This is a genomic window from Streptomyces sp. ICBB 8177 (assembly GCF_003144095.1).
GTDB lineage: Bacteria > Actinomycetota > Actinomycetes > Streptomycetales > Streptomycetaceae > Streptantibioticus_D.
The window spans coordinates 348714-374841 of sequence record NZ_NSKH01000004.1; the positions used below are offsets into that span (position 1 = coordinate 348714).

Here is a 26128-nt window from a genome sequence, read left to right on the forward strand (position 1 = left end):
GCCCTCTTTGCCATGGCGGCCGGGCCGCGCGCGGATCTAACCTGGCGCGAGGGACCACCGACACCGAGGACCGCGATGAGCATGCGCAAGACCCGGGACAAGCAGCAGGAAGCCCAGGCCGCCCCGGCGCCCCGGCACCCGTCACCGGCCCCGGGGCAACGGCTGCTCGCACTCCAGCGCACAGCGGGGAACGCCGCCGTGGTCCAGATGCTGCGCCTGGCCGGGCACCTTCCCGGCACCGAGGGGCCGCAGGAGACCGCGCGGCCGGACGTGGGCGCGGAGATCAAGGATGTGACGTCCCGGAGCGGCACGCCGCTGGACCCGGCGAAGCGCGCGAAGGCCGAGTCCGTCTTCCAGGAGGACTTCTCCGCCGTGCGGCTGCACACGGACACGGTGGCCCAGCGGTCCGCGGCGAACGTGGGCGCACACGCCTACACCGTGGGCAACGACATCGTCTCCGGGACCGGCAGCATCGACGACCGGACCCTGTTCCACGAGCTGACCCACGTCTCCCAGCAGCGAAGAGGGCCGGTCGCGGGTACCGACCGCGGGGACGGTGTGCGGGTCTCCGACCCCGGCGACCCCTTCGAGCGGGCCGCGAGCGCCAACGAGCGGCTGGCCGACGCCCCGACGCCGGCACAGCACCACACCGGGGACGGACACGGCCACGCGCACGACTCGTCGGTGCAGCGCAGCACCGCGCGGCCGGACGCCGTGCAGCGCATGACGCCGAACGGCGACGAGCGGGAAGGCGGAACGGATCAGCCACGCCGCGCAGTGCTGGTGGTCTGCGACGAGAGCGGGCTCGGTCTCGGCGGTGTCCCGGTCTTCAACATGGAACTGGTCAAGGGGCTCAACCACGACCACGACGTCACCCTCCTGACCGTCAACTCCCGCGAGGACTACGACCACGCGAAGACGGTCACCCAGCACGACGGCGCCCGCGTCGTCAACGCCTCCGTCCCGGGCGTGGAGGAGGGCCGCGACCGCCTCGACGTCGTCGCCGGCGGTTCACCGGGCCAGTACGGCCTGCCGACCGCCCGGCAGGCCTTCGACATCGTCATCGGCCACTCCCGCTTCTCCGGCCCCGCCGCTCAGAAGATCCGCGACGCCTGGTACCCCGGCGCGCGGCTGGTGCACTTCCTGCACACCAGCCCCGTACGGCTGGACAAGATCAAGGAGGCACCCAAGAAGGGCGCCGAGAAGGCCATCAAGGAACGCAAGGCGATGCGGAAGGCCGACCTGGTGGCCGGTGTGGGATCGCTGCTGGCCAAGGAGGCCGAACGGCTCTCGGAGGGCGTACTGCGCGTCCCAGCGCTGCACGACTTCGTTCCGGGCACCGAGGTCGGAACGCCGGTCGAGCCGTTGCGTCTGCCCCGCCAGCTCAAGGTGCTGCTGCCCGGACGGGCCGACGACCGGATCAAGGGAGTCGAAGCGGCCGTTCGGGCGATCGGCATCCTGCGCCGCCCGAAGGACCAGGGCGGCCGCGGGCTCGATGTGCGGATGACGATCCGCGGCACTCCGGACCCGAAGGAGCAGCCGAAGGCCTTCGCCGAGTGGCAGTCGATCGTGGAGACCCATGGCGAAGGCGGAGTCGTCATGCTTCCCTTCAGCAAGAACCCTGAGGACCTGGTGCGCGACCGCGAGACCACCCACGCGGTGATCATGCCGTCCCTGCACGAGGGCTTCGGTCTGGTCGCCACCGAGGGAGCGGGACGAAGCCTTCCCGTCCTGGTCAACGGGGAGAGCGGCGCGGCCGAGTTCCTGTCGTCGGTGACCAGCGGCTCCTTCACCGGCGTCGTCGAGGCCCCCATCGCCGTCGACCGCGCCAGTGGCAAGGAGGTCGAAGGCGGTGCCGACTCACGGGCGCAGGCCTGGGCCGCGGCCATCGAGGGCCTCTGGGAGAACCTGCCGGCCGCCCGCGACGAGGCCGAGCAACTGCACGAGCTGCTCAAGGGCTACTCCTGGCGGCACGCCGCCCAGGCTCTGGTGGCGGCCACGATGGCGACCGCCCCGCCCCCGAAGGACCCGTCGAGGCCCGAGGCGGAGCCCCACCACGGCGCGGTCACCCGGCAGGGCCCGAACGGCTCCGTGGAGGAGGTCAAGGACGAGCGGGGGAACTGGGCGCCGCACGCCTACTGGGACGGGACCACCGCGGCACCGGACGGTCTCTGGAACGAGGAGGAGCAGGTCGCCCACCTGAGGAAGCTGGTGTTCGCGATGCGGTCCGGCCCCAGGCGGAGCAACTCCGTGGAGGTCCTGTCCTCCGGCCGGCACACCGACATCGTCGGCAAGGAGAGGCCGCGCCCCAAGGACGGGCTGTGGCAGAAGGAGTAGGACTGCGGGAGCAGTGCTGACCGTGCCGTCCCGGAAGCCCGCGCCTGCTCCAACGCGCCACCGGGCTGTAAGGTGTGGGCGCAGCCCCCGACCTGTGGAGTGCGGGCGGGGAGCCCACCGTTCCGGGAGTGCAGCGATGTTGCGAACCATGTTCAAGTCCAAGATCCACCGAGCCACCGTGACCGAGGCCGACCTGCACTACGTGGGTTCGGTCACCGTGGACGCCGACCTCATGGAGGCGGCCGACCTGCTGCCCGGTGAGCTGGTGCACATCGTGGACGTCACCAACGGCGCGCGACTGGAGACCTACGTCATCGAGGGCCGCCGCGGCTGCGGAGTCATCGGCATCAACGGAGCCGCCGCCCACCTGGTGCACCCCGGCGACCTGGTCATCCTGATCAGCTACGCGCAGGTGGACGACGCCGAGGCGCGCGCCCTGCGCCCCCGGGTCGTCCACGTGGACGCCGCCAACCGCATCGTCTCCCTCGGCGGCGACCCCGCAGAGCCCGTACCGGGGACGGCCACCGCACCGAGCCCCCACGCGGTCCCCTCCCAGGGCTGAGCGACGGCCGCCGACGGAGCGGTTCCACCGCGCCAACTCGGTGGTTCTCGGCGCGATTTCCCCCTGTCCTCACCCTCCCCTCGCGACGATAATCGCCGACGCCGTGACGCACGCGGCACGAGGTGAGGGAGAGACGCATGGGGCGTGGAAGACCCAGGACCGGACTGTGTGCCGCCGTCGCGGCGGCCACCGCGCTGGCGTGCGGCGCGACGCCGGCCGCCGCCGTGCCGACCGGCGCGACGGCGGCGGCCGGTGCGGCCCGGCCGGTGATCGTGGTGTTCAAGGACCAGCACCAGAACCTGCCCGACACCCACGCCTCGGGGCCCGCGCGCGAGTCGGCGCTGGCCGCGGCGCGAACGCCCCTCATCAAGGCGCTGCACGCGAGCGGGGCCACGCACATCCACGCGATGGACGTGCTGAACGCCGTCTCCGCCACGGTCTCGGCCCGTGAGGAGACCGCCCTGCGGTCCGACCCGGCCGTCGCCCAGGTCGTGCCCGACGCCGCCATCAAGGTGGTCGACCAGCCCACACCACCCGTGCGTCCGACCGGCCTTGACGGCACGTCAGAGGAGGGGCGCGCGTCGACGGGCTCTCAGCCCGCTGCCTGCGCCGCGGCGGGTGGCGTTCAGCTCGACCCCGAGGCCATCGAGGCGATCCACGCGGACTCCGACAACTCCCGTCGGCACACCGCCCGTTCGCTGGGCGCGACCGGCAAGGGCGTGATCGTCGGGGACATCGCGGGCAGCATCGACGTGAACACCCCCGAGCTGATCCGCGCCGACGGCACGCACGTCATCGCCGACTACAAGGACTTCACGGGCGAAGGCGGCGCGACCGAGTCGGAGGACCTGGAATCGTTCCTCGACGACGGCATGATCGCCGCGCAGGGCCGACAGGTGTACGACCTCGCCGACTACGGCACGCACGCCCTCGGACACCCCTGCCGCATCCGCCTGGAAGGCGTCGCACCGCAGGTGACGCTCGACGCGTACAAGGTCTACGCCGCCAACGACTACACCACCACCTCCGCCTTCCTGGAATCCATCGACTACGCGGTCAGCGTCGACCACGTCAACGTGCTGAACGAGGAAGCCGGCTCGTTCCCGATGCCGGACACCAGCGCGGACCTGATCAAACAAGCCAACGCCGGCGCGATGGCGGCCGGGGTCACCGTCACGGTGCCCTCGTACGACGCGGGCCTGGAGAACACCATCTGGTCCCCGGCGTCGCAACCCGGCGTGATCTCCGTGGGCGCCTCCACCACCTTCCGCTCCTACGCCCAGGCCGACACCGCCGGATACGACAGCATCGGCGCGCGCGGCTGGGTGAGCGACAACATCAGCTCACTGTCGTCGGGCGGTTCGACCGAACAGGGACGCAGCATCGACGTGGTCGCCCCGGGTGACCTGGACTGGGCGATCTGCACGGCGAACCCGGCGGTCGCGCCCGACTGCCTCGACGGCCGCGGCAAGCCCACCGGTGTCTACCAGTCCGGCGGCACCAGCGAGGCCGGGCCCCTGGTCGCGGGTGTGGCGGCCCTGGTGATCCAGTCGTACCGCGACACCCACGGCGGCGCCGACCCGAGCCCCCAACTGGTCGACCACATCATCACCGGAACCGCCGACGACCTCGGCGTCGTGGGATCCGAGCAGGGCGCGGGACTCGTCGACGCCTACCGGGCGGTTGAGGCCGCACGCTCGGTCCGCACCGCCGACGGTGCGCCCAAGCCCGTCGGCGACACACTGCTCACCAGCACCGACCAGCTCGACGCGACAGGTCGGCCCGGCTCCACCGCGCGCTCGTCGCTGCGGCTCACCAACACCGGCCGCGACCCGCAGACGGTGTCGCTGGCCGGACGCACGCTCGGCGCGAGCCGGACGATCGCCACCAGGACCGCCACCCTGCGCGACGGCGGACCCACCTACCAGGACGCGTCCGGCCTGACCCACAACGTCGCCCGGTTCACCTTCACCGTGCCGCCCGGCGCCGACCGGCTGGATGCGAACATCGCCTACCCGGGCGCCGGCGGCGAGCAGCCCGCCGACCTGGCCCTCCTCAACCCGCACGAGCAGCTCACCGGATACAGCCTGCCGCAGGGCGACGGCAACCACGGACACGTCGACCTGCGTTCCCCGCAGCCGGGCACATGGACCGCGGTGATCACCGACTTCCGCGGCAAGCCGGCCTCCGGGCCGGCCGGATACACCGGGCCGGTCGGCTTCACCGCCACGGTCGCCTCGTTCCATCCCCTCGGCACGGTGACGCCCTCCCGGGTGACGCTCGCGCCCGGGTCCTCGGCCACGGTGCGCGTGGCCGCGCCACTGCCGACGCAGGCCGGCGACGAGAGCGCGTCCCTGGTCATCGACTCGCCGAAGGCCGGCCCGAGTTCCGTCCCGATGACGTTGCGCTCGGTCATTGCGGTGCGCGGCGGCGTCGGCCACTTCACCGGCACCGTGGTCGGCGGGAACGGGCGGGGCGAGGTCCCGGCGCAGACCTTCTTCTACCAGGTGGACGTCCCCGCCCGGCAGCCCGCGCTGGACGTGCGGCTGGCGCTCGGCGACCACGCCACCGACCCGTTCACGGCCTACCTGGTGTCGCCGGACGGACAGACCCCGGCACGCGCATCCGACCAGGTGCTGGTCGGAGCACCGGGCGCACACCAGACCGTCCTGAGCACGTCGGCCGCACGACTGCACGTGCTCCGGCCCGCCGCGGGCCGGTGGACGCTGATCGTCACCTTCAGCAATCCGGTGACCGGCGACGCGCTGTCGACGCCACTCGACGGGACGGTCGACTTCGCACCGGCCACGGCCCACGCCACCGGAGTGCCTTCCGGTGGCGTGCTGCCCGCCGGGAAATCACACCTCGTCGGCGTCACCGTGCACAACGACTCGTCCGCTGTGGAGTCGTACTTCCTCGACGCCCGGCTGAACCGGCAGACGACCGTCGCGCTCAGCTCGTTCACACCGTCGAGCGACCTGACGCTGCCGTTGAGCGTGAGCGCGCCGGAACCGCAGTGGATCGTGCCGACCGGCACCACGCAACTGGTGGCGACGGCCCACTCGACGGCTCCCGTCATGTTCGACTTCTCCCCGGCGAACGGCGAACCGGACCTCGGCTCGACCGCCTCTGGGAACGACGCCTACGGCAGCTACGCGACGCCCCAACTCACCCAGGGCGACTGGGACATCGTCCCGCAGCCGGCGGCTGCGTTCGGTGACGGACCCGCGTCCTCGTCGGTGGCGAGCCTGGGCCTGACCGCGACCACGGCGGCCTTCGACCCTTGGGCCACTTCGCCCTCGGGCGACCTGTGGCAGCTCGGTGCCAACCCCGACGCGACGTTCGCCCCGGTCGTCGTCCAGCCCGGTCAGAGCACCACGTTGTATCTCGACATCACACCGAGCGGTCCGGCCGGAACAACGGTGACGGGCGAGATCCACCTCGACGACACCACGTCCCTGAGCCAGAACGGCTACACGCCGACCGGCGACCAACTCGCCGTCATCCCCTACCACTACACGGTCGGCTGAACCCGTACGACGCGGTGACGTAGGGAGGAAGACCCCCGCCCGGTGAGCGCTTGAACCCGCGCGCTCACCGGGCGGGGCCGCCTCTTGCGCGGGTGGCCTCCGCAGGGCCCGGGAATGGCGGTGAGGACGGCGCGGCCCCAGTCGGCGGGCGCCAGGGCCGTGAGGCGGCGCGTCGGTCCCGCGGCGTCCGTGAGCACGGCCGCGGTCCGGGCGAGGGGTGTCCGGCAGATGGAATTCAACTCGCCGTACCAGGAGCGTCTGTTAGACCGTACCGATGAACGAAGTGAGCATCCGTACCGCGCGCATGGCCGAAGCCCCCGACATCCTGGCCTTCTGGGCCCACGCGGCCGAGGGCCACAGCATCACGGACGACCTGGACGGAGTCACCCGCCTGCTCGCGCGTGACCCGAGGGCGCTGCTGGTGGCCGAACAGGGGAACGCCATCGTGGGAACGCTCATCGCCGGCTATGACGGCTGGCGCTGCCACCTGTACCGGCTCGCCGTCGCCCCGGACCACCGGCGCCAGGGCATCGCCACGGCACTGGTCGCCGCCGCTCAGGAGCGCTTCGTCGCCCTCGGCGGCCGCCGGGCCGATGCCATGGTCCTGGACCGCAACGCATCGGGTCAGGCGGCCTGGCAGGCGTCCGGCTTCCACGCCGAGGGCCAGTGGAGCCGCTGGGTGAAGCCGCTCGTCTGACGAGGTGGCGGCCCGTCACTTCTCGATCGAGGGGCAGTAACCGGTCCTGTCGCCAATGGAGTTGATGACCGCGTTGGATCGCGGGTCTCCTGAGTAGTCGATCTGGTCCGTGCACCTCGTGCCGGGCTTCTCCCGGGTGCCGGACGGCGCGCTGCCGTGCTCGGGGTCCGGGCAGTAGCCGGTCCGGTCGCCGATGGAGTTGATGACGGCGTTGGCTCGGGGGTCTCCCGCGTAGTCGATCTGGTCGGTGCACTTCATCCCCGGCTTCTGCCGGACACCCGAGGGCGCGACGCCACCGGAGACCCGCGACGACCGACCGGAGCCGCCGGGCGCCTGCGAGGCCGCGCCTCCGGGACCGGCGGTGGGTGCCTGGCTGGTGGTGGCGGGGGAGTGGCTCGCCTGCGGTGTGCTCGCCACCGAAGACGCCGAGTTCGTCGTGGTGTGGCTGCCGCACGCGGTGAGCGACAGGCCGGCCGCCACGGTGGCGAGGGTGAGCATCGAGATCTTCCGCACGCGCACTGGGTTTTTCTCCTTCGTACGTTGGCTTCTACCCGTTGAGGACTGGACCCGGCGTCGCGGCGGTTGCGGGACGGGAGTGGCCGGCACATTGCTGTGACAAGGCGACTGACCGCTCGTGACGTTCGCCCGTAGCGGGGTGACGGGGCGAGCGGCCCGGTCATGGTGGCGCGTCATCCCATGCGGGCACGTGTGGCCGCGGCGGCGGATGGCGGTGAGGTCGGCAGCCGGCCGTGGTGACAGGTCGCCACAGTCGGGGCTGTGTCTGCTCGCGGTGACGCCTCCCAAGCAGCAGGCCCGGTCGCCAACTCCCGTGAAGGTGCCCCGGTTTCCGCCGGTGTGCCAGGGTTCCCCAGCTCGCCGCGGTGTCACCTTTACGTCATTGTCCTGTTTCCCTCATGACAGGTTCATGCCTGCTGATCTAGGTTCCTCGGCACCGCGAGCGATCCACAGCGAACACCAAGGATTCGCTCCGGCGATCTCACCGTGCCGGCACTCCGCCCTCACCAGGCGCTCCGGCGCGGCCCCCACTGAGTATCGAGGAGCCCCAACGATGCGTCCGCGCATAGTCATCGGCGTCGCCACGGCGATCGCCCTGTCCTGCCTGACCCCCGCCGTCACGGCGGCCACCGCGACGGCGGCCGACCAGACCGGCACCCCGCACGCCCGCCACCTGGCGCACGGCATGGGCCTCAACCTCAAGGAGTCCCGCGCCGAGCACGCCCACGCCCTCGCGGCGGGCCACGCGCAGGCCGTGTTCCGGCGCGCCGGTGCCGCGCCGGCCAGCGCGGACCTGAGCCAGTACACCCTCTCGCCCGGCGACCAGGGCCAGGTCGGCGCCTGCGTCGCATGGGCCACCGGCTACTCCGCCTACGGCATCGTGATGAACGAACAGGGCATCAGCGGCGCCCCGATGGCCCCCATGTACATCTACGCGCAGATCGCCAAGGGCGACGACGAGGGCACCACCGCCAGTGTCGCGCTGCCCATGGAACAGCAGCAGGGCATCGACACCCAGTCCGACTACTGGCAGGGCACCAGCGACTACACCACCCAGCCGGACGCCAACGAGCGGGCCAACGCGGCCCACTACAAGCTCTCCGGCTTCGACGAGCTGTCCACCAGCGGCGACTCGGCCCGCTCGGACATCGAGAACGCCATCTCCCAGGGCGAGCCCGTGGTGATCGGCTTCCAGGTCCACCAGAGCTTCGAGAACCTCGACTCCCAGACCGCGTCGGACTACAGCTACCTGCCCGGCGACTCCTCCAGCGACCCGGTCATCGGTGGCCACGAGGTGACCATCGTCGGCTACAACGACCAGGGCGTGAAGATCGAGAACAGCTGGGGGACCAGCTGGGGCGACGGCGGCTTCTTCACCGTCCCGTGGGACTTCTTCAACACGGGTGACGTCACCGAGGTCCACTCCGTCGGAAGGCTCGACACCCAGGGCTGAACCCTGACGGCCACCTGACGGCCGCCTTCCGGCGACTGCCGCTGCCGCATCGGACCTCAAATCCGCTGCTCGCAGCGGCAGTTGCCGTCCGCCCGCCCGTTGCGAGCGGACGTGTGAGGGCGCGGGCACAGGACATACTGACCTCATGGTGACCATCGGATCAGTCGTGCTGGGTGTCTCGGACGTGCGGCGTGCCGCGGCCTTCTGGACTCAGGCCCTGGACTACGTGCCGCGAGAGGAGGCGCAGGACGACTGGGTGGTCCTGGTGCCACGCACCGGCAGCGGTGTCCAGCTGGCGCTGGGAAGGAGCGAGACACCCGTCCAGACCCGTCCGCGAGTGCACCTCGACCTGTACGCGCGGGACGCGGCCGATCAGGCGGCCGAGGTCGAACGCCTCGTCGGCCTCGGGGCCGACCGGGTCGCGTGGGACCTGTACCCGGCCGATCCCGACTTCGTGGTCCTCGCCGACCCCGACGGAAACCGCTTCTGTGTGATCGACACGAACCACTAGCCGGTGCCCACGACGAGCCCCAGCCCCGCCACTACTCGACCCGTGCCGCGTCGTGTCCGCCGAGCGGGATGCCCAGCCGGTCGGCCACGGTGGCCAGAGCCGTTCCCAGCGGAAGCGCGACGCGGGTGAGGGCGTGCGGATCACCGCGGGTCGGGTCCCGGTTGACGATCAGCACCGGCGTCCCCGCCTGGGCCGCCTGGCGGACGAAGCGCAGGCCGGACATCACGGTCAGGGAGGAGCCGAGGACCAGCAGCGCGGACGCCCCGCGCACCAGCTCCCGGCAGTAGCCCACCCGCGCCGCCGGAACGGCCTCACCGAAGAACACCACGTCCGGCTTGAGGATCCCGCCGCACGCTTCGCAGGGCAGCACCTGGAAGTCCCCGACCTGGTCGTCGGTGAGGTCGGCGTCACCGTCGGGGTTGATCGCGGCGGCCACCGGATCGAAATCCGGGTTGGCCGCCTCCAGCCGCCGGGCCAGGTCCCGGCGTGCACTGACGTCGCCGCAGGATAGGCAGACGACCCGGTCCAGGCTCCCGTGCAGTTCGACCACGTTGCCGCTGCCGGCTGCCTGGTGCAGGCCGTCGACGTTCTGGGTGATGACGCCCGACAACAGGCCGTGCCGCTCGAACGCGGCCACGGCACGGTGCCCGGCGTTGGGACGGGCACGGCTGAACGTGCGTCGGCCCAGATGGCTGCGAGCCCAGTAGCGGCGCCGGGCCGGAGCACTGGCCGTGAACTCCTGGTAGGTCATCGGGGTGTGCCGGCTCAGGCTCCCGCCCTCGCCCCGGTAGTCCGGGATACCGGACTCCGTGGAGATCCCGGCCCCGCTGAGCACGAGCACCCCACCGGTGCTCAGCGCGTCGGCGATCGGCCCGAGGTCCATGGTGGCCGCAGGCAGGTCCTCCGCAGGGGTCCAGCTGAGTGTGGGACGCATCCGCATGACGCCAGGGTACGTAACAGGCCGCCGTACGCCGCCCGCGTCAGGGCCTTCGTACGGCAAGCAGGGCGCAGTCGTCGGTGCGGCGGCCGCCGGTGTGCCGCAGCACGGCGGCGGTGACGTCGTCCACGATCCCTTCCGGGGTGATGGCGGCGCTCCCGTCGGCCCGCCGGACCAGGCCGTCCAGTCGCGCGCGCAGCGGGAAGAAGGTGCCCGAGCGGTCGCGGGCCTCCGTCACGCCGTCCGAGACGATCAGCACCGTCTCACCCGGGTCGAGAGGCACGCGCTCCACAGGCGGCAGTCCTCCCGTCAGATGCGCCAGCCCGATCGGTGAGCCCTGCCCCGCGGCCAGTTGCCGCACGCGGTCGCGGGAGAGGACGTGCGGCCCGTCGTGCCCGAAGTTGACCACCGCGATCTCACCCGGGGCGTCCTGCGGGAACCCGATGATGACGGCGGTGGCGAACCGCTCCTCGGTGGCGCCGAGCTGAGTGGAGAGCATGTTCTGCCGGTGCAGCCGCTCCTCGAGCCAGGAAGCGACGGTCGCCAGGTCCTCCTCGTGGAACGCCGCCTCTCTGAAGCTGCCGACCAGGGCCGCGGCGACCGAGACGGCGGGCAGCCCCTTGCCCTGGACGTCGCCGAGGATGACCCGCGCCCCGTACGGGGTGGCCAGCACGTCGTAGAAGTCGCCGCCGACGCGTGCTTCGACGTCGGCGGCCAGGTAGCGCGCCGCCGAGTCCACGCCGCCCCAGCCGGCGGGCACAGGACGCAGCACCACCTGCCGCGTCGTCTCGGCGGCGCCCCGGAGCCGTTCCACGTAGCGCGCGGCCCGGGCCCGCAGCACGCTGAGCGGTACCGCGAGCGCGGAACCCGTGACCACGAGGAAGAACACCCCGAGGCCTTGCGGCGGCCCCCACCGGCCGTCGACCAGCGGATAGGCGGCGACCACCACGACGGCGAAGACCGCGGTGACGACGGGGCCGCACAGCCCACCGGCGACGGCGGGCACCAGGACCAGCCAACTCGCGGCGGCGAACGAGTGCGGCGTCGCCGCGTCCGCGCCCACGATCACCGCGCACAACGCCGTCGGCACCAACCAGGAGCGGTTGCCGTACTGCACCAGTACCGGCAACCGTTCCGCACCCGTCAGCCGACGACGCCACCGCACCACGCTGTCCTCCGTCCACCCGTCCCGAACGCCGTCGCGAGCCGAAGGACACGAGGACGCCACCGCCCGCGTCGCCCCACCGCCCGAGGCGAGCCCCGGCGCTCCGACACTTACCGTCAGCCGCGGCCCGTGGCACGCCCCCACGCCACGCCGCCCTCGGCCTTCCGTTTCACACGGGCCCAGCGGAGTGACACGTGGCCCACCACCGGGCCGCGGTTCCGGTAAGTGGCCCGGGCAGGGACGGCGGGCGATGAGCAGACGAGGCCCGGCCTGACCCGCCCCCACGCGGAGCGGCGACGACCGACGTGATCGCCGAAGGCGAGCGCCCCGGCCGGCGGCTCGCGCGCGGCGGTCAGCCGACGGGAAGATACGAGTGGTCGGTGGCGCACACCGTCGCCGCGGGACCGCCGTCGATCCGGTAGGTCACGGTGACGGTGTACGAGACGCTCGAGTGAGCGAATCCGTACCCCCATTGCGCGGCCGCGGTCGTGGCGGTCACCTGGCCGTCGGCGGTCGTCGACTGGCCGGTCGTGGCGACCTGGGTCGTGGTGGGCGTCCCCATCCAGATCTGCGTCGTCTTGTCGAGCGTGACGCTGTCGATCGTCACCTGCTGCCCCGAGGCGGCTGTCGCCTGCCCCCGCACCTGCGTCAGGGACAGGTCTCCACCGGTGCCCGCGTACTGCAGGTGGGCGCAGACGTTCGCAAGCCCGCCCGAGCACACCACGGTGTCGTCCGTGAAACCGTCGTCAGCCGCGGCGGTAGCGGCGGCGACGACCCCCAGCCCTGTCACACCGAGTACCGCCACGACGATCCCGCCCGCAGTCCTGCGTGCAGTCATCCTCACGTCATCACTCCCCGCGTCTGGTTCCGAGTGGTCCGGCCCGACTGCCGGCCGCCCCACACCGTGCCGCCACGAGGTCGAGGGGGAGTGGAGGAACGAGACCTGGCGCGGCCTGGTAACGGCTGCGGGGGCACGGCGTTCGCCGGCCGACCCCGCCTGCCCCCGCACCGCCGAAGCCGCCGCGGCGATGGAACAGCGTTCGTACTTGGCGAACAACGTTTGACGGGACGGAATGCCGTTCGTGCCTCCGGTATGCTCGGTTCATGCCACCGACCCCTCAGCAGCGGCGCGCAGCGCGGCACCATCAGCCCGTTCCTGACGGAAGCGAGTCACGGACGCGAGGACGGCGGGCCACGCCGATCACGGTGGACGCCATCGTCGACGCGGCGCTCGACATCGTGGCCCGCGAGGGCTACGAAGCCCTGACGATGCGCCGTGTGGCCACCGCCTTGGAGACCGGACCGGCGTCGCTCTACGCCCACGTCGTCAACAAGGACGACCTGGACGAACTGCTCATCGGCCGGCTGTGCGCCGAGATCGGCCTCCCCGCACCGGATCCGGCTGCCTGGCGGGAGCAGATCACCGGCGTCTGCACCCAGGTGCGCGACCAGTACCTGCGCTTCCCCGGCATCTCCCGGGCCGCGCTCGCCGCGGCCCCGACCAACGAGGACACGCTGCGCCTGGCCGAGGGCATGCTCGCCATCCTGCTCGCCGGCGGCGTCACGCCCCAGGCCGCGGCCTGGGGCATCGACTCCCTGACGCTGTACATCAACGCCTACACCCTGGAGATCTCCCTGCTCGGCCGACCCGGCAACGAATGGGTCGTCGGCCGCGACGAGTTGCTGAACCGGTTCTCCGACCTGCCCGACACCTTCCCGCAGATCAAGCGCCATGCCGCCGAACTCACCGCGGGAACAGGCCATGAACGCTTCGACTTCACCATCGCGTTGATCCTCGACGGACTGGCCCGACGCTGAAACGGCGCGCAGCGCCTCTCCGCGTGGCGCGAGCCCCCGGTCCCCCCGCGGCCTCAGCCCAGACGCTGCCGGCGGCCGGGCCCGCGACGTCGCCATGAGGGCTGCGGACGTCGTGGCCCGGCCTTGTGCGCGAACACCACCGGTTGCCCGCCGGCAGGGTCAGGGCAGCGTCCACCGCTGGGCGGCGGTGCTGTTGCAGTCATAGATCTGCAACTGCGTACCGGCGGTGGTCGAGGAGTGCGGGTCGTCCAGGCAGCGGCCGGACTCCGGATTGACCAACGAGGAGCCGCTGCCGGTCCGCCACTGCTGGGCCCCGGTGCCGTTGCACGGGTACCAGTCGACGAGGGTGCCGTTGCCCGTCCCGCTGCCGGTGACGTCCATGCATCCGCCGAGCGCGCGGATGGTGCCGTCGGTCTCGACCGTCCACTGCTGCGCGTTCGTGCCGTTGCAGCCGTAGAGCTGTATGGGATTGCCCCCGGTCGTGCCGCTGTGCTGGTCGTCCACGCACAGGCTGGAGGAGACACCGGAGACTATGGGCCCGGAGCCCGGGCCGCTGGTGAAGCCCACGGCGAAGACGTGCATGCCGCCGGCGGTCACGTCGGACGGCAGCCGTACCGCGCTGACCGTCTTGCCCGCGGTGAGCTTGGCGGGTGCGGTGGCGAAGACGTACGTCTTGGTCTGGTCCGAGGAGGCCCCGGCGTGGTTGCGGTAGGCGGTGGTGACCGCGACGGTGTTGCCGGCCGCGGCGGCGGACCCGCCGGCGTTCAACGTCCAGTCCGACAGCGTCACGGGGACGGACTGGGTGGTGCCGTCGGTGTAGTCCACGGTGGCGGTGCCGGATGACGGCCCGTTGGCGGCCGACCCCAGGAAGGTGATGGAGCCGGTGCCGGATACGGAGAGTGTCTGGCCGTTGGCCAGGTAGTTGTTCGGCGCGCCGGAGGCGGCGGCGGGCCAGCGGAAGGTCGCGCCCGCCGCGGTGACGGAGGCTCCGGGGGTGACGCCCGCCGCGGACAGCGCCTGCGCCGAGTAGCTGTAGCCGCCACCGTCGAAGTTCGCGGCGCCCGCAGCGGAGTCGTCGGACGTGCCCGCGTCGGTGTAACTGGGCGAGCCCGGGTAGGAGGGCGGCGCGGCGGAGGGGGCGGAGGCCCAGGAGGTGTTCGCCGAGGTGCCGAGGGTGTAGGTGAGGGTGCCGCCGGAGGTGATGGCCGCGGTGGGCGCGTAGGCGTTGTTCCAGGCGGCGCCGTTCCAGGTGGCGGACTGCACGTACGGGGCGTTGTCGGCCGCTCCCGTGCCGTTGACCGTGAGCGTGTTGCCGGACGGCAGGGTGACCACGGTCTGGGTGAACATCGGGCTCCCCAGCGCCAGGTCCGCGGTGCCCGGGGTCTGCGGATACATCCCCAGCGCGGACCACACGTACCACGAACTCATCTCGCCGAGGTCGTCGTTGCCGGCCAGGCCGCCGGGCGCGTCGGTCCAGATCTGGTCCTGGACCTGGCGGACCACCTTCTGGGTCTCGTAGGGGCGGCCGACGTAGTCGTACTCCCAGGGGATGTTCAGACTCGGCTCGTTGCCCAGGTTGGTGTAGCCGCCTGCGCCGGTGAGGGAGGACAGGTCCGTGTCGAGGAAGGCGGCGAGCTTGGCGTCGCCGCCCATCGCGGTGGACAGGCCGTGCAGGTTGAACGGGACCATGGGCGTGTACTGCCAGGAGTCGCCCTCGACGAAGTTCGTACCGGAGGTCGGCGAGAAGCCGGACGTCCAGGCGCCGCCCGCGTCCCGGGGCTGGATGAAGCCGCTGCCGGAGTCGTACAGGTTGTGCCAGTCCTGGGCGCGGTTGACGAACGTGGTCTGGTCCGAGCTGTCGCCGAGCGCGCCGGCCAGTGCGGAGACCGCGAAGTCGGCCGAGTCGTACTCCAGCGTGGTGGAGGCGGGGCCGTAGAAGTTGCAGCAGCCGTAGCTGCCGTTGCTCGGCAGGTAGCCGAGCTGTTCCAGGTAGTTCAGGCCGGGCCGGTTGTCGTTGGTCGCGGTGGCCTCGGTGACCATGTCCTTGAGCGCGGTGGTGGTGTCGAAGTTCGTCGCGCCGAACGCGTGGTAGTCGGCGAGGATCTGGTCGGCTGGATCGCCGACCATGACGTAGGACTCGCCGTTGTCCTCCGACCACTTGGGGAACTGGCCGGTCTGGCTGTAGTCATCCACCATCGACTGCGCGGTGTCGGAGGCGGCCTGCGGGTCGACCAGCGCCTCCAACTGCGCCTGGGACCGGTAGATGTCCCAGCCGGAGTAGTTGGCGTAGGCGGCGCTGTGGCCCTGGTCGACGGTGTGGGTCTTGCCGTCGAAGCCGTAGTACTGGCCGTTGGTGTCGCTGATGACGTTGGGGTGCAGCAGCGCGTGGTAGAGCGCGGTGTAGAAGACGGCCTGTTGCGCGGCGGTGCCGCCGCCCACCTTGACCCGGCCCAGGAGCGAGTTCCAGCTGTTGGCCGCGGCGGACTCGGTGCCGGCGAAGTCCCAACCGGGGTTCTCCGCCGTACGGTTGGCCACCGCGTTGGCGGCCGAGACGTAGGAGATTCCTACCTTGGCCTGGATGACCGGGGTGCTGGTGGCGTTGAAGGTGACGTAGCCGTCGGAGGCGGCCGCCTTCGGTGTGGCGTTCGTCCGTGCGCGGTGCGCGGCGCCGTGCAGCGTGGGCCTGTTGGGCTTCTCCGCGGCGCTGTGCGACGGCTGGTAGGCCGGGGACGCCTTGGCCGCACCGTTCGCCGCGGCGGTGCCGTTCGTGGTGAACGGGTGGTCGAAGACCATGTCGAAGTAGACGGTGTAGCTGTTGCCCGCGCCGCAGAACTTGCCGCTGGTGACCTGTCCGCTGACCTCGGTGTTGCTGACGACGTTGAACTGCGTGTTGCTGTCGCCGTTCTGGCTGCCGTTCAGTTTGAAGAGCAGGTTGGCCTGTGAGGTGGAGGGGAAGGTGAAGCGGGCCATCCCGCTGCGGGTGGTGGCGGTGAGCTCGGTCTTGACACCGTTGTTCAGGGTCACCGTGTACGCACCCGGGGACGCCGACTCGTTGCTGTGCGAGAAGGCGTCGGTGGCCCCGGTGTTCACCGAGCCGACGGTCGGCAGGACCGGTACGTCGCCGGCCGCGCCGCAGCCGGGGCCCGCGATGTGGGTGAGGCTGAAGCCGGAGATGGCGGAGTCGTTGTACTCGTAGCCCCCGCCGTCCGGCCGCGAGGGGGTGTCGGGGCTCCACTGCACCATGCCGAACGGCAGGTCGGCCCCGGGGAAGTCGTCCGCGGAGTTGGAGGTGCCGATGAACGGGTTGACCAGTGACGCCGGGACGGAAACCAGCGCGGGGGCACCGGCGAACGCGGGCGCCGAGGCGCCTGCCGCGATCAGTGCGCCGACCGCCAGCAGCGGCAGGGCGTATCTGTGCCGTCTTCTTGATCGTCCCATCGTGGACTTCCCTTCGCCGGCCGGGAGGATCGGTTCTCAGGGGTGGTGGGGGCCGTGCGGGCAGCGGGCGGCGGCCCGGCGGAACAGGCGGACCGCGCGGCAACGTTGTCTCGCCCGGGGGGCCCGACACCGTTGTCAGGCACTGGGTTCCCGGGAAATGTCGACCCGTCAGGCCACCATGTCAAGACAACGCGAGCACCTAAGGCCTGTCGACGGGCACGCCGTCACACCCGCCCGCGGCATCGGTGCGCGCTGGCGGAGGCGGGCGCGTGCGGCACCGGCGCGGCGGAAGGGCACGCTGTGCCACCGTCGGATGGCTGGCATATGAGCCGGGTGGTGAACGGTCCCGCGCCCTCGGCGCGCTGGTCGGGCTGTCCCACAGGCTGAGACTAGGCGGTCGGTCGACCGTCACTGGGAGCGCAACGCCGACGCACAGGGGGATCGCACTTCGTCCGGCCCTCCGGCGCTCGGCTCGGGGAGGCGGACGGTGCCGCTTCGACACCGTCGGCGCCAGCCACCGAGTCCGTGCGAAGCCGCGGACGGTCTCAAGAGCGAACCGACCGCAAACGGCCGCCGGTGTCCTGTTCCGTCCAGCCTGACCGTTGCGCCGCGGCCCCTCGCGCTGCGGGACGCCATTCGATGCCCTTCGGCGGAGAGGCGAAGAGCGACGCGGTCGTCGAGTGGACAGACGGAAAGGGCGGGGTGCGCCCTCAGGAATCGTGGCCCGACTTCGGATCAGGGCGACTTCGGATCAGCCCGTGTACTTGGTGATGATCTTGGTGAAGTCGAACGGATCCTGGTCGACACTGCTGCATGCCCCGTCCGCCCAGTTGTGGGGGACGCCGGGGTCGCAGGCACGGTCGCGGTTGAGGTCCCAGTAGGACAGCTGGGCGACGTGGTTGCTCTGCGCGAAGGCCAGCAGTGAGTTGAACGTGTCCTGCGTGAACAACTCGCTCGGTTGGTCGGTGTGGCCGTTCATCAGCTGTATCGAGGTGTGCGCCCAGGCCGTGGCGGCGTCCCACCCGTAGAGGGACTGCAACTGGGTGTTGACGTCGTCCGCGACCGTCTCGGCTGCCTCCGTCTCGGTGCCGCTGGTCAGGCCGAAGTCGAAGTCCATGATGTTGACCGTGTCGATCCGGGCACCGTCGGCGATCGCCTGCCGTATCTCGTCCTTGCCCGTGTCGGGGAGGCCGACGGTGGTCATCGGAATCGTCAAGGAGACCGAGAGGCCGGGGTTGTCCTGCTCCAGTGTCTTGATGGCGCCCCAGCGCACCGCCATGTTGGCGTCCAGGTCGTCGCCCTCCCAGTCGAGGTCGATCCTGGTGAGCTTGTACTTGTCGACGACCTGCTGGTAGGCCGCGGCGAGGGCTGTCGAACTGCCGCAGGTCGCGCCGAGTTCGGTGCCGTTGTAGCCCCCGAACGAGACGCTGACGTCGCCGCCCGCAGCGCGGATGGCGTTCACCTCCGCGGCTACTTGCGTGTCGGCGGCGACGGGGTGCGTGCTGTCGCCGTCCCAGGCCGGTGTGCATCCGCCCGAGTCGAGCACGAAGGCGAGGAGGAATTCCTTCTCTCCCGAGTCGGCGACGATGTCGGAGATCGCCTGCGGGTTGTTGTCCAACGGCATGAAGTACGCGGGGTGCTGGAATGTCGCGTCGGTCGCCGGAGTGCGCGGGGCGGTGTCCCGTCGCGGCGACGCGGTCGCCGTCGCGGTGGGTGCCGTCACGGTGGTGAGCGCGGCCAGGATCACGGCCGCCGCTGCCAGGCGGGTGGGCGACCTGTGTGCGGGGCGAGTTGAGGAGCGGGGAGCGGGCATGGTGCACGCCTCCAAGCGGGTGGGGCCGTCTGGTCTCCATAACTTGGACTAGACCAATTGACCGCGTCAAGAGGAGTGCGGGAGGCGGCCCGTCGGCAGCAAGGCCTGGAGTCCGGTGGCGGGCCGTGCCCGCACATGTCCCCGTCGCCCGCCGGTTGGCCTGCCGGACGGGATGACGTCGCGACTCGCAGGGCACTCCCGAACCGTCCCGACGCGGTCCCGGGCCGCGGTGGCCTCGGAGGCCCTCGACCGGGCGACGGGCCGGTCCCGATCGGAGAGGGAGGCGCTGTCGGGATAACGTGGCATGTCGGGCTGCCGGAGGGAATGGTGAGTGTCGTATGGGTGGAGCGCCGGGACTGGATACGAGCGATCTGATCGAGGTGTTCAAGGCGCTCGGCAATCCCGCGCGCCTGCAGATCATGCAGTGGCTCAAGGACCCGGACGTGCACTTCGGTGAGTACGAGCCGATCGCCGACCGCAGTACGGTCGGCGTGTGTGTCACGCATATTCAGGCGAAGGCAGGCCTTGCGCAGTCGACGGTCTCCAGCTACATGAGCACGCTCGAACGGGCGGGGCTCGTGTTGCCCACGCGGGTGGGTAAATGGACTCACTACCGGCGCGACGAACGGCGGTTGGCCGAGCTGGCGCGTGCGGTGGGTAGCACTATTTGATTGACACATCGCGATACGTCGATATGATCTTCTCATGTCGTCTATTGATGCCGCGCCCGTCGCCCTGATCGTCCATGCTCATCCCGAGCCCCAGTCGTTCAGCACCGCTCAGATGGCCACTGCGGCGCAGACCCTGCGCGAGGCCGGCTACCGGGTCGACATTCTCGACCTCTACGCCGAAGAGTGGGCACCGATCCTCGACCGCCACGAGTTCGGGCCCACGGAGGGCCACTTCAAGCCGCAAGCCGAACAGATGCGCGCGGTCAAGGACGGGACTCTCGACGCCGCCGTCAGGGATCACCTCGACCGGCTGCTCGCGGCAGACCTGCTCATACTGTCCTTTCCCCTGTGGTGGTTCTCGTTGCCGGCCATCCTCAAAGGCTGGATCGACCGAGTCTTCGTCATGGGCGGAGTCTTCGGCGGTGACCATGGACTCTTCGCTGACGCGGCCCTGGCAGGAAAGCGTGCGATGCTACTGCTCACGACCGGCGGGGCGAGTGAGTCGTTCCAATCCGGTGGCACCCTCGGCCCCATGAGCGACTTCCTGTTCCACATCCACCGCGGGATGCTGGAATTCGTGGGCTTCCAGGTCCTCGACCCGGTGGTGACCTATGCCCCGGCACGCATGACCGTTGAGGCGCGGGCCGCGGCACTGGCAGCGGTCGGTCAGTCCGTCGGACGCGCCGTGGGGGACGGACGGCCCGTCACCGCCCGGTGATCGGAGGGGCGCCTGAGGTCGCGCTCAACCAGGAGCGAGGAGTGAGCGAAGGGTGCGGGGGATGGAGACGTCGCGGGGCCCGCGAGTCCCCTGTTGAGGAACGGACGACGCAGGTTGTCACTGTCCTGCCTCGGCCCGCGTGTGAACCTGGGCCGTCACGCTCACGGATCGTCTCTTCCGTGCGCCGGGGGCGGCGTGGGGTCGTCATCGTGGAAGTGGCTCTCCACGTGTTGCTCGGGGCGGCGCTCCTCCTGCTCCGCGATGTCGTCCAGGACCCGGCGGTCGGCTTGGGTGAGCGGAGGCTGCAACAGGGCGCGAGGCCACAGGTGGCGGTGATGGACGACGTTGCTCTCCGCCGCGTAGACGGTCAGCTGCGCGCCGAGGTAGATCCACGACAGCAGTCCGAGAACGGTTCCGAACAGGCCGTAGACCTGGTTGGCGTGCCGCAGCTGGTGTGCCACCAGCAGACCGCCGAAGGCCTGCAGAAGTGTCCAGAGGGGGCCCGCGGCCAAGCACCCCCGCAGCAGCCACCGCCACGGGACCTGCTTCGGAGTCAGGATGCGGAAGCAGGCCAGGTACAGCGCGCAGTTCAGCAGCACGGAGACGATCAACGTGCCGATGGTCGCGGCGGGCCCTGGCGTGAGGTCGGTGACCAGGCCGGTGCCGACGGAGCTGACGATCAGGCCCAGCCCCAGAACGGCGATCAGCCCGACCGATCGCACCAGGCGGGGCAGGTAGCCGGGGCGGCGCACTCCGGGGATGTTCCACACCTGTGCCATCGTGAACTGCAGCGTCTGGGCGATGCCGAGTGACCCGTACAGCAGGCCGAGACAGCCGATCACCACGGCGAGGGTGCTGCCGGTCAGCGAGTGGACGTTGCCGCGCAGCTGGTCACCGATGACGGGGAAGTCGGCGAGCGCCGAGCCGAGCACGCGGCTTTGCAGGGACGGATTGTCGCGGAGCACATAGCCCAGCAGGGTCACCAGCAGCAGGAGCAGGGGGAACAGCGCGGCGAAGCCGTAATAGGTGATCAGGGCGGCCAGCTGACCGCCGCGGTCGTCACCGAACTTCTTCACCACCCCCACGATGAACCCCGGCAACCGATGACGCTGCTGCCAGCTGTCAGCGCCCCGGAGCACGCCTTCCAGAGACTTCATGATCCTTTCCCCTCTCCCGACGCGCCCGCGATGAGAAGGACCTCCGGAGCCGCTGCACCTGTCGGGTACCCGCAGCCCGAGTGCGTATCTGTCCTCCTGCGTCTACCCCCTGCGGCCTGCGGCACCTCGTTGCGGCCGTGTCGGTTCTCAGGACCCCGGGGCGGCACCGTGCCAGCGGTCCCGGGCGGCGGGAGGCCGCGGTAGATGCAAGATGTCCGGGATCCCGACGGTGACCAGGGGCTATGTCCACGCCCACTACCGCTCGCGGGGTCCTTTGCCTCGCCGTGCGCGCGTCGTGAGCGCGAGCGAGGCCGAGCCGGGGCAGTCGTCCCAGCCCCAACGGACGCAGAAGACTCCGATCGCGATGATGAAGAGCCACACCCCGGTCGCCACCAGGCAGTCCGTCGTGCCCCGCCGTCCGGTCAGGAAGTAGTGGGCGAAGGCCAGCGTCCAGAAGCCGGAGTGGACCCAACCGAAGGCACGCAAGCCCACCGGGCCGAAGAGCTGCCGGAAGGTGCCGTCACCGAACCAGACCCACAAGATCAGACCCAGGCCGGTCCAACCTGCCAGCGCCGTGTAGCCCAGCACCCACTCCTGGGAAGGGTCGTAGCGCTCGTACCAGTCACCGACGTCGAGCCGGACGACGCCGCCGCGCCAGGTCCGCAGCTCCACGTTCTCCCCGGGCCTTGCGGAGTCATAGAGGGATGCGCTCACCTCCCGGCTCTGCACTGTGCCGGACGCTCGCCGGAAGGCCAGCACATAGTGCGTGACGTTCGAAACGCCGCCGCTGCCGTCGTCGATCGATTCCACGTAACTGTGCCGACCGGTGAGCGTGCCGGTCTCCTGCGCCACGCACCCGTCCGCGTCCCCGGCGGGTGTCGGAATGCCGCCGGGGCACAGCCGCGCGTAGTGGAAGGGCACGGTGTCCTGGTATGGCCCGATCGACCACAGGACGGCCCAGGCCAGAGCCGCCACTCCGAGCAGCAGCGCCCCTGTCCGTACCGCTGTGACCCGTCGCATCTGTCTCCCGTCCTCAACCGGAGGCCCGCCCGCCCTGGTATCGGGCGTAGATCGTTGTGTGGGGCGCCGGTGGGTCCGCACAGGGCGAACGCGGCGGCGTTCTCCACTCGGGCCGGGCTGCCAGCTCGCTTGCCGCGTCACACCGCGCAACCGGTCCTCGGGGGGCGAGGCGGGCGGCATGTCACGCCTCCTCGGTGGGCGCGGCGCGGTGGGCTGGGGTAGGCCGCGCGAGCACCGGGGCGACGGAGTCGGCGAGGGGACGTCCAGCGAGAGGCCCCCTGGGCCGGGGCCCGGCAGCCGGCGTCGGACGGGCGGTAGGATCGGCCGGAACGGGAGTGCACCAGTTGCGGAGTGACCCGTCCCTCGCGTTCCGGCCTGGCCGGGCCCGGACCGACGGTGCCTTCCGCGACGTCCCGCAGGCCTGTCCCACGCGGCGCTGGAGCAACTCGTGGTCTTAGGGCCCGCGTTCGGGCGGCAGCTGCACCAGCAGCAAAGGGCGGCCACCCTTGAGGAATCGCGAGCCGTGGTCCGGTGTCACGGACACAGACTATGCGGATTACCCTGCAAGCCAGGATAGTTGTGAGGTGCTGGTGCGAGCGGAGCCGGCGCCGGACGGACACCTCGCCGCCACTCCCGCACTCTTCGTCCGCGGTCGTCCTTACAACGGGTCACTGCGCTCGACGCCCCGAACCACGTCGAAGGCATGCGATCAGGCTGGTCCGCGGAGCTGAGCATCGGTACGGCTGCGGAGGAAGTCGTCGGCCGCGTGGGAGGGGCCGACAGCCCAGAGCTCCCGTGGGCGTGCACGACGCCACGCGGCCGGGGAGGTCACCGGGCCGCGTGGCTCGTGGGCGATGCCGTGCGTCAGCAGGCCTTCATGGGCTGCCCCGCGACGAGTTCGGACTCCGTGCCGTCCGGTCCCATGGGCAGGTCGCCGAGCAGGGTGACGCGGTGCATGACGCGATCCACGTCCAGGTGGGCGAAGTCGGTCGGCGCGAAGTGGCACGTGCTGCGGTTGTCCCAGAAGGCGATGCTGCCGGGCTCCCAGCGGAAGCGCACCGTGTACTCGGCGCTCGTCATGTGCTCGGAGAGCAGGTCGAGCAGGCGACGGCTCTCCAGCCGCGACAGTCCCATGACGCGGGTGGTGGAGCCGGGGCTGACGAAGAGCGCCTTCTCACCCGTCTCGGGGTGCACGCGCACCACCGGATGCACCGCGACCTCCGGCTCCTCGCAGTAGCGCCGCAGGATCTCGCGGTCCCGCTCGTCGGAGTGCATGAGGTGGACGGCGGTGAAGAAGGCGTGTTCGGCGCGCAGCCCGTCCAGCATGTCGCGCAGCGGGCGGGAGAGGCCCTCGTAGGCGGCGACCATGTTCGTCCACTGGGTGTCGCCGCCGAACGCGGGTGTGCGCTCCGCCCGCAGCATGGAGGCCTTCGGCGGATTCACGGCCGGGGTGAGGTCGCTGTGCCAGCCAGCGACGGACGAGACCCATTTGCGGCGGAAGTGCTCCTCGAAGTCGCTGCCGTAGCGCTCCACGTCCTTCTTGGGGTCGACGGTGAGGATCTGGGGGAAGCCGTCCGGGTGAACACCGTGTTTGGCCCCAGGACGCCGGGTCAACTCGCCGAAGCGCGCCCCCAGTTCCACATGGCGGGCGTGACCGATGTCCGGGCCGCGGAAGAACACCACCCGGTGTTCCAGCACCGCCTGCCACACGGCGGCCACGGTGGCGTCGTCGAGTTCTTCGCGCAGGTCGATGCCGTGGATCTCGGCACCGATGCGCCCGGCCACGGGCCGGATGTCCAGGGCGATGTGCCTGGTGGCGGAAGTGACGGGTGAAGCGGTGGTCATGGGATGGCCTTCCGTTCCGAGAAGGGGGTGTGCGGGGGGGGCGGCGGCGCGGTTAGTGGGACAGGCGTACGACCTGGAACCACAGGGGCAGCAGGAGTAGCGACGCGGCCGAGCTCTTGATGACCAGCGCGGCGGACAGGTCGACGTCCACGTCGTAGCGCTGGGCGAAGATGAACAGGTTCTGGGGGGCGGGCATGGCGGCGATCAGTACCAGATAGTTCAGCCATGCCCCGTGGACGCCGAACACGTAGTGGCAGCCGGTCCAGATCAGCACCGGGAACACGAGGCACTTGAACGCCACCAGCCACACCTCCTCCCGCGGTGTGCCCCGTACCGCCAGGCCCGCGCCGCCCAGGTGGAGGCCGAGCGCGAAGAGGGCCACGGGTGAGGCGGCGTTTCCGACGAAGGAGAAGCCACTGAGCACCGACGAGGGCACGGGGACCTTCAGCAGGTTCAACGCGATCGCGAACGCGCAGGCCAGCACGATGGGCGTGGTGAGCGAGGCCCACGTGGCCCGGCCGATCCTCGCCGCGGCCCGGCGTCGCACGGAGGGTTCCCCGTCCGGGCCGTCGGGCCGTGGATCGGCGCCGAGTTCCATGACCAGGATGATCACGGATGTCAGCACGCACGTCTGGAAGAGCAGGACCGGGAAGATCGGCGCGGCGGTCCCGAAGAGCATGGTGAACACCGGCACGGCGAAGTAGGCCGTGTTGACCTGCACCCCACCCATGACGCGCAGTGCCACGCCGCGTGGCTCACGGGTGCTGGAGACGCGAGAGGCCCAGCCGACCAGCACCATGCTGAGGAGGGCGAAGACCATGTACCCGCAGATCGCCCTGGCGTCGAACAGAGTGCCAAGATCGCTGGTGTAGAGGTTGCCGAAGAGGTAACAGGGGATGGCGAAGAGGAAGGAGAAGTCGGAGAACGCCTTGGAGCTGTCCGCGGGGATGGCCTTGCGGCGGGCGAACAGCGCACCACAGCCGAAGGCCAGCCCCACGGGGATCAACTTCTCCAGTGCGGTCAGGGTGCCCACGCGTCGGGCACCGTGAGGGGGCCGCTCCCGGCCGTCAGGTCGCGGTAGGCGGACACCACCGCGGCGATCACCGCGTTCCCGCTGAGTTCGTAGGCGTGGTCGTCGATCCGGTTGACCGGCAGGACCTCGCAGGCGGTGCCGCACAGGAAGGCGCCGTCGGCCTGCCGCACGAAATCCGGTGCCAGGTCACCCACGACGCAGGGGATGCCGAGGTGTTCCGCGATGCGCAGGACGCAGTCGCGGGTGATGCCGTCGATGGTGCTGCGGGTGTCCGGGGTGTGCAGTGTCCCGGCGCGGGTGAAGAACAGGTGGGCGCCGGTCGCCTCGGCGATGTTGCCGTCCGCGTCCAGCAGCATGGCGTCGTCGAACCCGGCGCGCAGTGCCTCGTTCTTGCTGATGGTCCCGATCATGTAGTTGCCGGCCGCCTTGCTCTTGACCGGTGCGCTGTCCGGTGACGGCCTGCGGTAGCGGCCGGTGCACAGGCCGATCCCCGCTTCCAGGGCGTCCTCGGGAGCGTAGTACCCGGTGGGCAGTTCCCAGGCGGCCACGGACGTGTGGACCGAGGTGTGCGGGGCCGCGGTCTGGATGACCTCCGACCCGCGCCAGGCGTTGATCCGTACGTACCCGGACTCGATGCCCGCCTTGGCGACGACATCGGTGGTGGCGTCGTACAGCTCCTGTCGTGAGTGAGGAAGGTCGAAGTCGAGGATGCGGGCGGAGGAGCGCAGTCGGTCGAGGTGCGCGCCGAGGAGGAAGGGCGCTCCTGCGTAGACGCGTACCCCTTCGAAGACGCTGCTGGCGTAGTGGAGGCCGTGGGTGAGGACGTGCAGCCGGGCCTGTGTCCACTCGACCAGTGTGCCGTCCAGCCATATGTGGCCGGACCGTTGGTCAAACGGGAGCATCGCGG

Annotated in this window: 20 protein-coding genes; 9 read left to right on the forward strand and 11 right to left on the reverse strand. The window is 70.9% G+C overall.

The genetic code is table 11. The features are described from left to right. The first annotated feature begins 75 nt into the window (after window positions 1–75). The 4 genes from CK485_RS28700 (at window position 76) to CK485_RS07240 (ending at window position 7126) form a co-directional block, all read left to right on the forward strand. Complete coding sequence (locus tag CK485_RS28700) at window positions 76–2337, forward strand: DUF4157 domain-containing protein (RefSeq protein WP_109448176.1); 2262 nt, start codon at window positions 76–78, stop codon at window positions 2335–2337. A gap of 136 nt (window positions 2338–2473) precedes the next feature. After that, window positions 2474–2899, forward strand: a complete 426-nt coding sequence (gene panD, locus CK485_RS07230) for an aspartate 1-decarboxylase (protein WP_109448178.1) — start codon at window positions 2474–2476, stop codon at window positions 2897–2899. A gap of 137 nt (window positions 2900–3036) precedes the next feature. Further along, window positions 3037–6429, forward strand: a complete 3393-nt coding sequence (locus CK485_RS07235; protein ID WP_109448180.1) for a S8 family serine peptidase — start codon at window positions 3037–3039, stop codon at window positions 6427–6429. A gap of 274 nt (window positions 6430–6703) precedes the next feature. Further along, window positions 6704–7126 carry a GNAT family N-acetyltransferase gene (locus CK485_RS07240; RefSeq protein ID WP_109448182.1) on the forward strand — a complete coding sequence of 141 codons (423 nt, stop codon included), beginning with the start codon at window positions 6704–6706 and terminating at the stop codon, window positions 7124–7126. A gap of 15 nt (window positions 7127–7141) precedes the next feature. Here the strand turns inward: CK485_RS07240 and CK485_RS07245 are convergent, their stop codons facing one another. After that, on the reverse strand, window positions 7142–7645 hold the full coding sequence (locus CK485_RS07245; RefSeq protein WP_109448184.1) for a hypothetical protein: 504 nt from the start codon (window positions 7643–7645) through the stop codon (window positions 7142–7144). 550 nt (window positions 7646–8195) lie between these two features. On the opposite strand from CK485_RS07245, the gene CK485_RS07250 reads away from it, so the two are divergent. Next, window positions 8196–9095, forward strand: coding sequence for a C1 family peptidase (locus CK485_RS07250; protein ID WP_109448186.1), 900 nt, complete (start codon window positions 8196–8198; stop codon window positions 9093–9095). Between the two features lie 145 nt (window positions 9096–9240). Next, window positions 9241–9606, forward strand: coding sequence for a VOC family protein (locus CK485_RS07255; RefSeq protein ID WP_109448188.1), 366 nt, complete (start codon window positions 9241–9243; stop codon window positions 9604–9606). A gap of 31 nt (window positions 9607–9637) precedes the next feature. On the opposite strand, the gene CK485_RS07260 is transcribed toward CK485_RS07255, so the two are convergent. The 3 genes from CK485_RS07260 to CK485_RS07270 all read right to left on the reverse strand — a co-directional run bounded on the left by CK485_RS07260 (window position 9638) and on the right by CK485_RS07270 (window position 12552). Continuing rightward, window positions 9638–10546, reverse strand: coding sequence for an NAD-dependent protein deacetylase (locus tag CK485_RS07260; RefSeq protein WP_199239267.1), 909 nt, complete (start codon window positions 10544–10546; stop codon window positions 9638–9640). A gap of 40 nt (window positions 10547–10586) precedes the next feature. Beyond that, on the reverse strand, window positions 10587–11708 hold the full coding sequence (locus CK485_RS07265; protein WP_158288180.1) for a PP2C family protein-serine/threonine phosphatase: 1122 nt from the start codon (window positions 11706–11708) through the stop codon (window positions 10587–10589). Between the two features lie 352 nt (window positions 11709–12060). Then, window positions 12061–12552, reverse strand: coding sequence for a hypothetical protein (locus CK485_RS07270; protein ID WP_146214497.1), 492 nt, complete (start codon window positions 12550–12552; stop codon window positions 12061–12063). 260 nt (window positions 12553–12812) lie between these two features. On the opposite strand from CK485_RS07270, the gene CK485_RS07275 reads away from it, so the two are divergent. Then, window positions 12813–13526 carry a TetR/AcrR family transcriptional regulator gene (locus tag CK485_RS07275; RefSeq protein ID WP_109448194.1) on the forward strand — a complete coding sequence of 238 codons (714 nt, stop codon included), beginning with the start codon at window positions 12813–12815 and terminating at the stop codon, window positions 13524–13526. A gap of 159 nt (window positions 13527–13685) precedes the next feature. Here CK485_RS07275 and CK485_RS07280 read toward each other — a convergent pair whose 3' ends face one another. After that, window positions 13686–16964 carry a lectin gene (locus CK485_RS07280; protein WP_109448196.1) on the reverse strand — a complete coding sequence of 1093 codons (3279 nt, stop codon included), beginning with the start codon at window positions 16962–16964 and terminating at the stop codon, window positions 13686–13688. A gap of 751 nt (window positions 16965–17715) precedes the next feature. After that, a complete protein-coding gene (locus CK485_RS07285) occupies window positions 17716–18777 on the reverse strand; it encodes a chitinase (RefSeq protein ID WP_241968196.1) in 1062 nt (353 codons plus the stop codon). Between the two features lie 338 nt (window positions 18778–19115). Here CK485_RS07285 and CK485_RS07290 point away from each other — a divergent pair, with 338 nt between their 5' ends. After that, entirely contained in the window at window positions 19116–19448 is a 333-nt protein-coding gene (locus CK485_RS07290; RefSeq protein WP_109448198.1) for a metalloregulator ArsR/SmtB family transcription factor, read from the forward strand. Window positions 19449–19482: 34 nt separating this feature from the next. Continuing rightward, complete coding sequence (locus CK485_RS07295) at window positions 19483–20166, forward strand: NAD(P)H-dependent oxidoreductase (RefSeq protein WP_109448200.1); 684 nt, start codon at window positions 19483–19485, stop codon at window positions 20164–20166. 161 nt (window positions 20167–20327) lie between these two features. On the opposite strand, the gene CK485_RS07300 is transcribed toward CK485_RS07295, so the two are convergent. The 5 genes from CK485_RS07300 to CK485_RS07325 form a co-directional block, all read right to left on the reverse strand. Further along, window positions 20328–21323, reverse strand: a complete 996-nt coding sequence (locus CK485_RS07300; RefSeq protein ID WP_109448202.1) for a YihY/virulence factor BrkB family protein — start codon at window positions 21321–21323, stop codon at window positions 20328–20330. A 255-nt stretch (window positions 21324–21578) separates the two neighbouring features. Then, window positions 21579–22343, reverse strand: a complete 765-nt coding sequence (locus CK485_RS07305) for a hypothetical protein (RefSeq protein ID WP_109448204.1) — start codon at window positions 22341–22343, stop codon at window positions 21579–21581. Window positions 22344–23207: 864 nt separating this feature from the next. Next, the gene (locus CK485_RS07315) at window positions 23208–24188 is read right to left on the reverse strand and encodes a TauD/TfdA family dioxygenase (protein WP_109448206.1); all 981 of its coding nucleotides are present in this window, start codon (window positions 24186–24188) and stop codon (window positions 23208–23210) included. 52 nt (window positions 24189–24240) lie between these two features. Then, entirely contained in the window at window positions 24241–25221 is a 981-nt protein-coding gene (locus tag CK485_RS07320) for an AEC family transporter (protein WP_109448208.1), read from the reverse strand. Beyond that, on the reverse strand, window positions 25209–26123 hold the full coding sequence (locus CK485_RS07325) for an aminotransferase class IV (protein WP_109448210.1): 915 nt from the start codon (window positions 26121–26123) through the stop codon (window positions 25209–25211). Before CK485_RS07325 ends, CK485_RS07320 begins: the two co-directional genes overlap by 13 nt. Window positions 26124–26128: the final 5 nt, after the last annotated feature.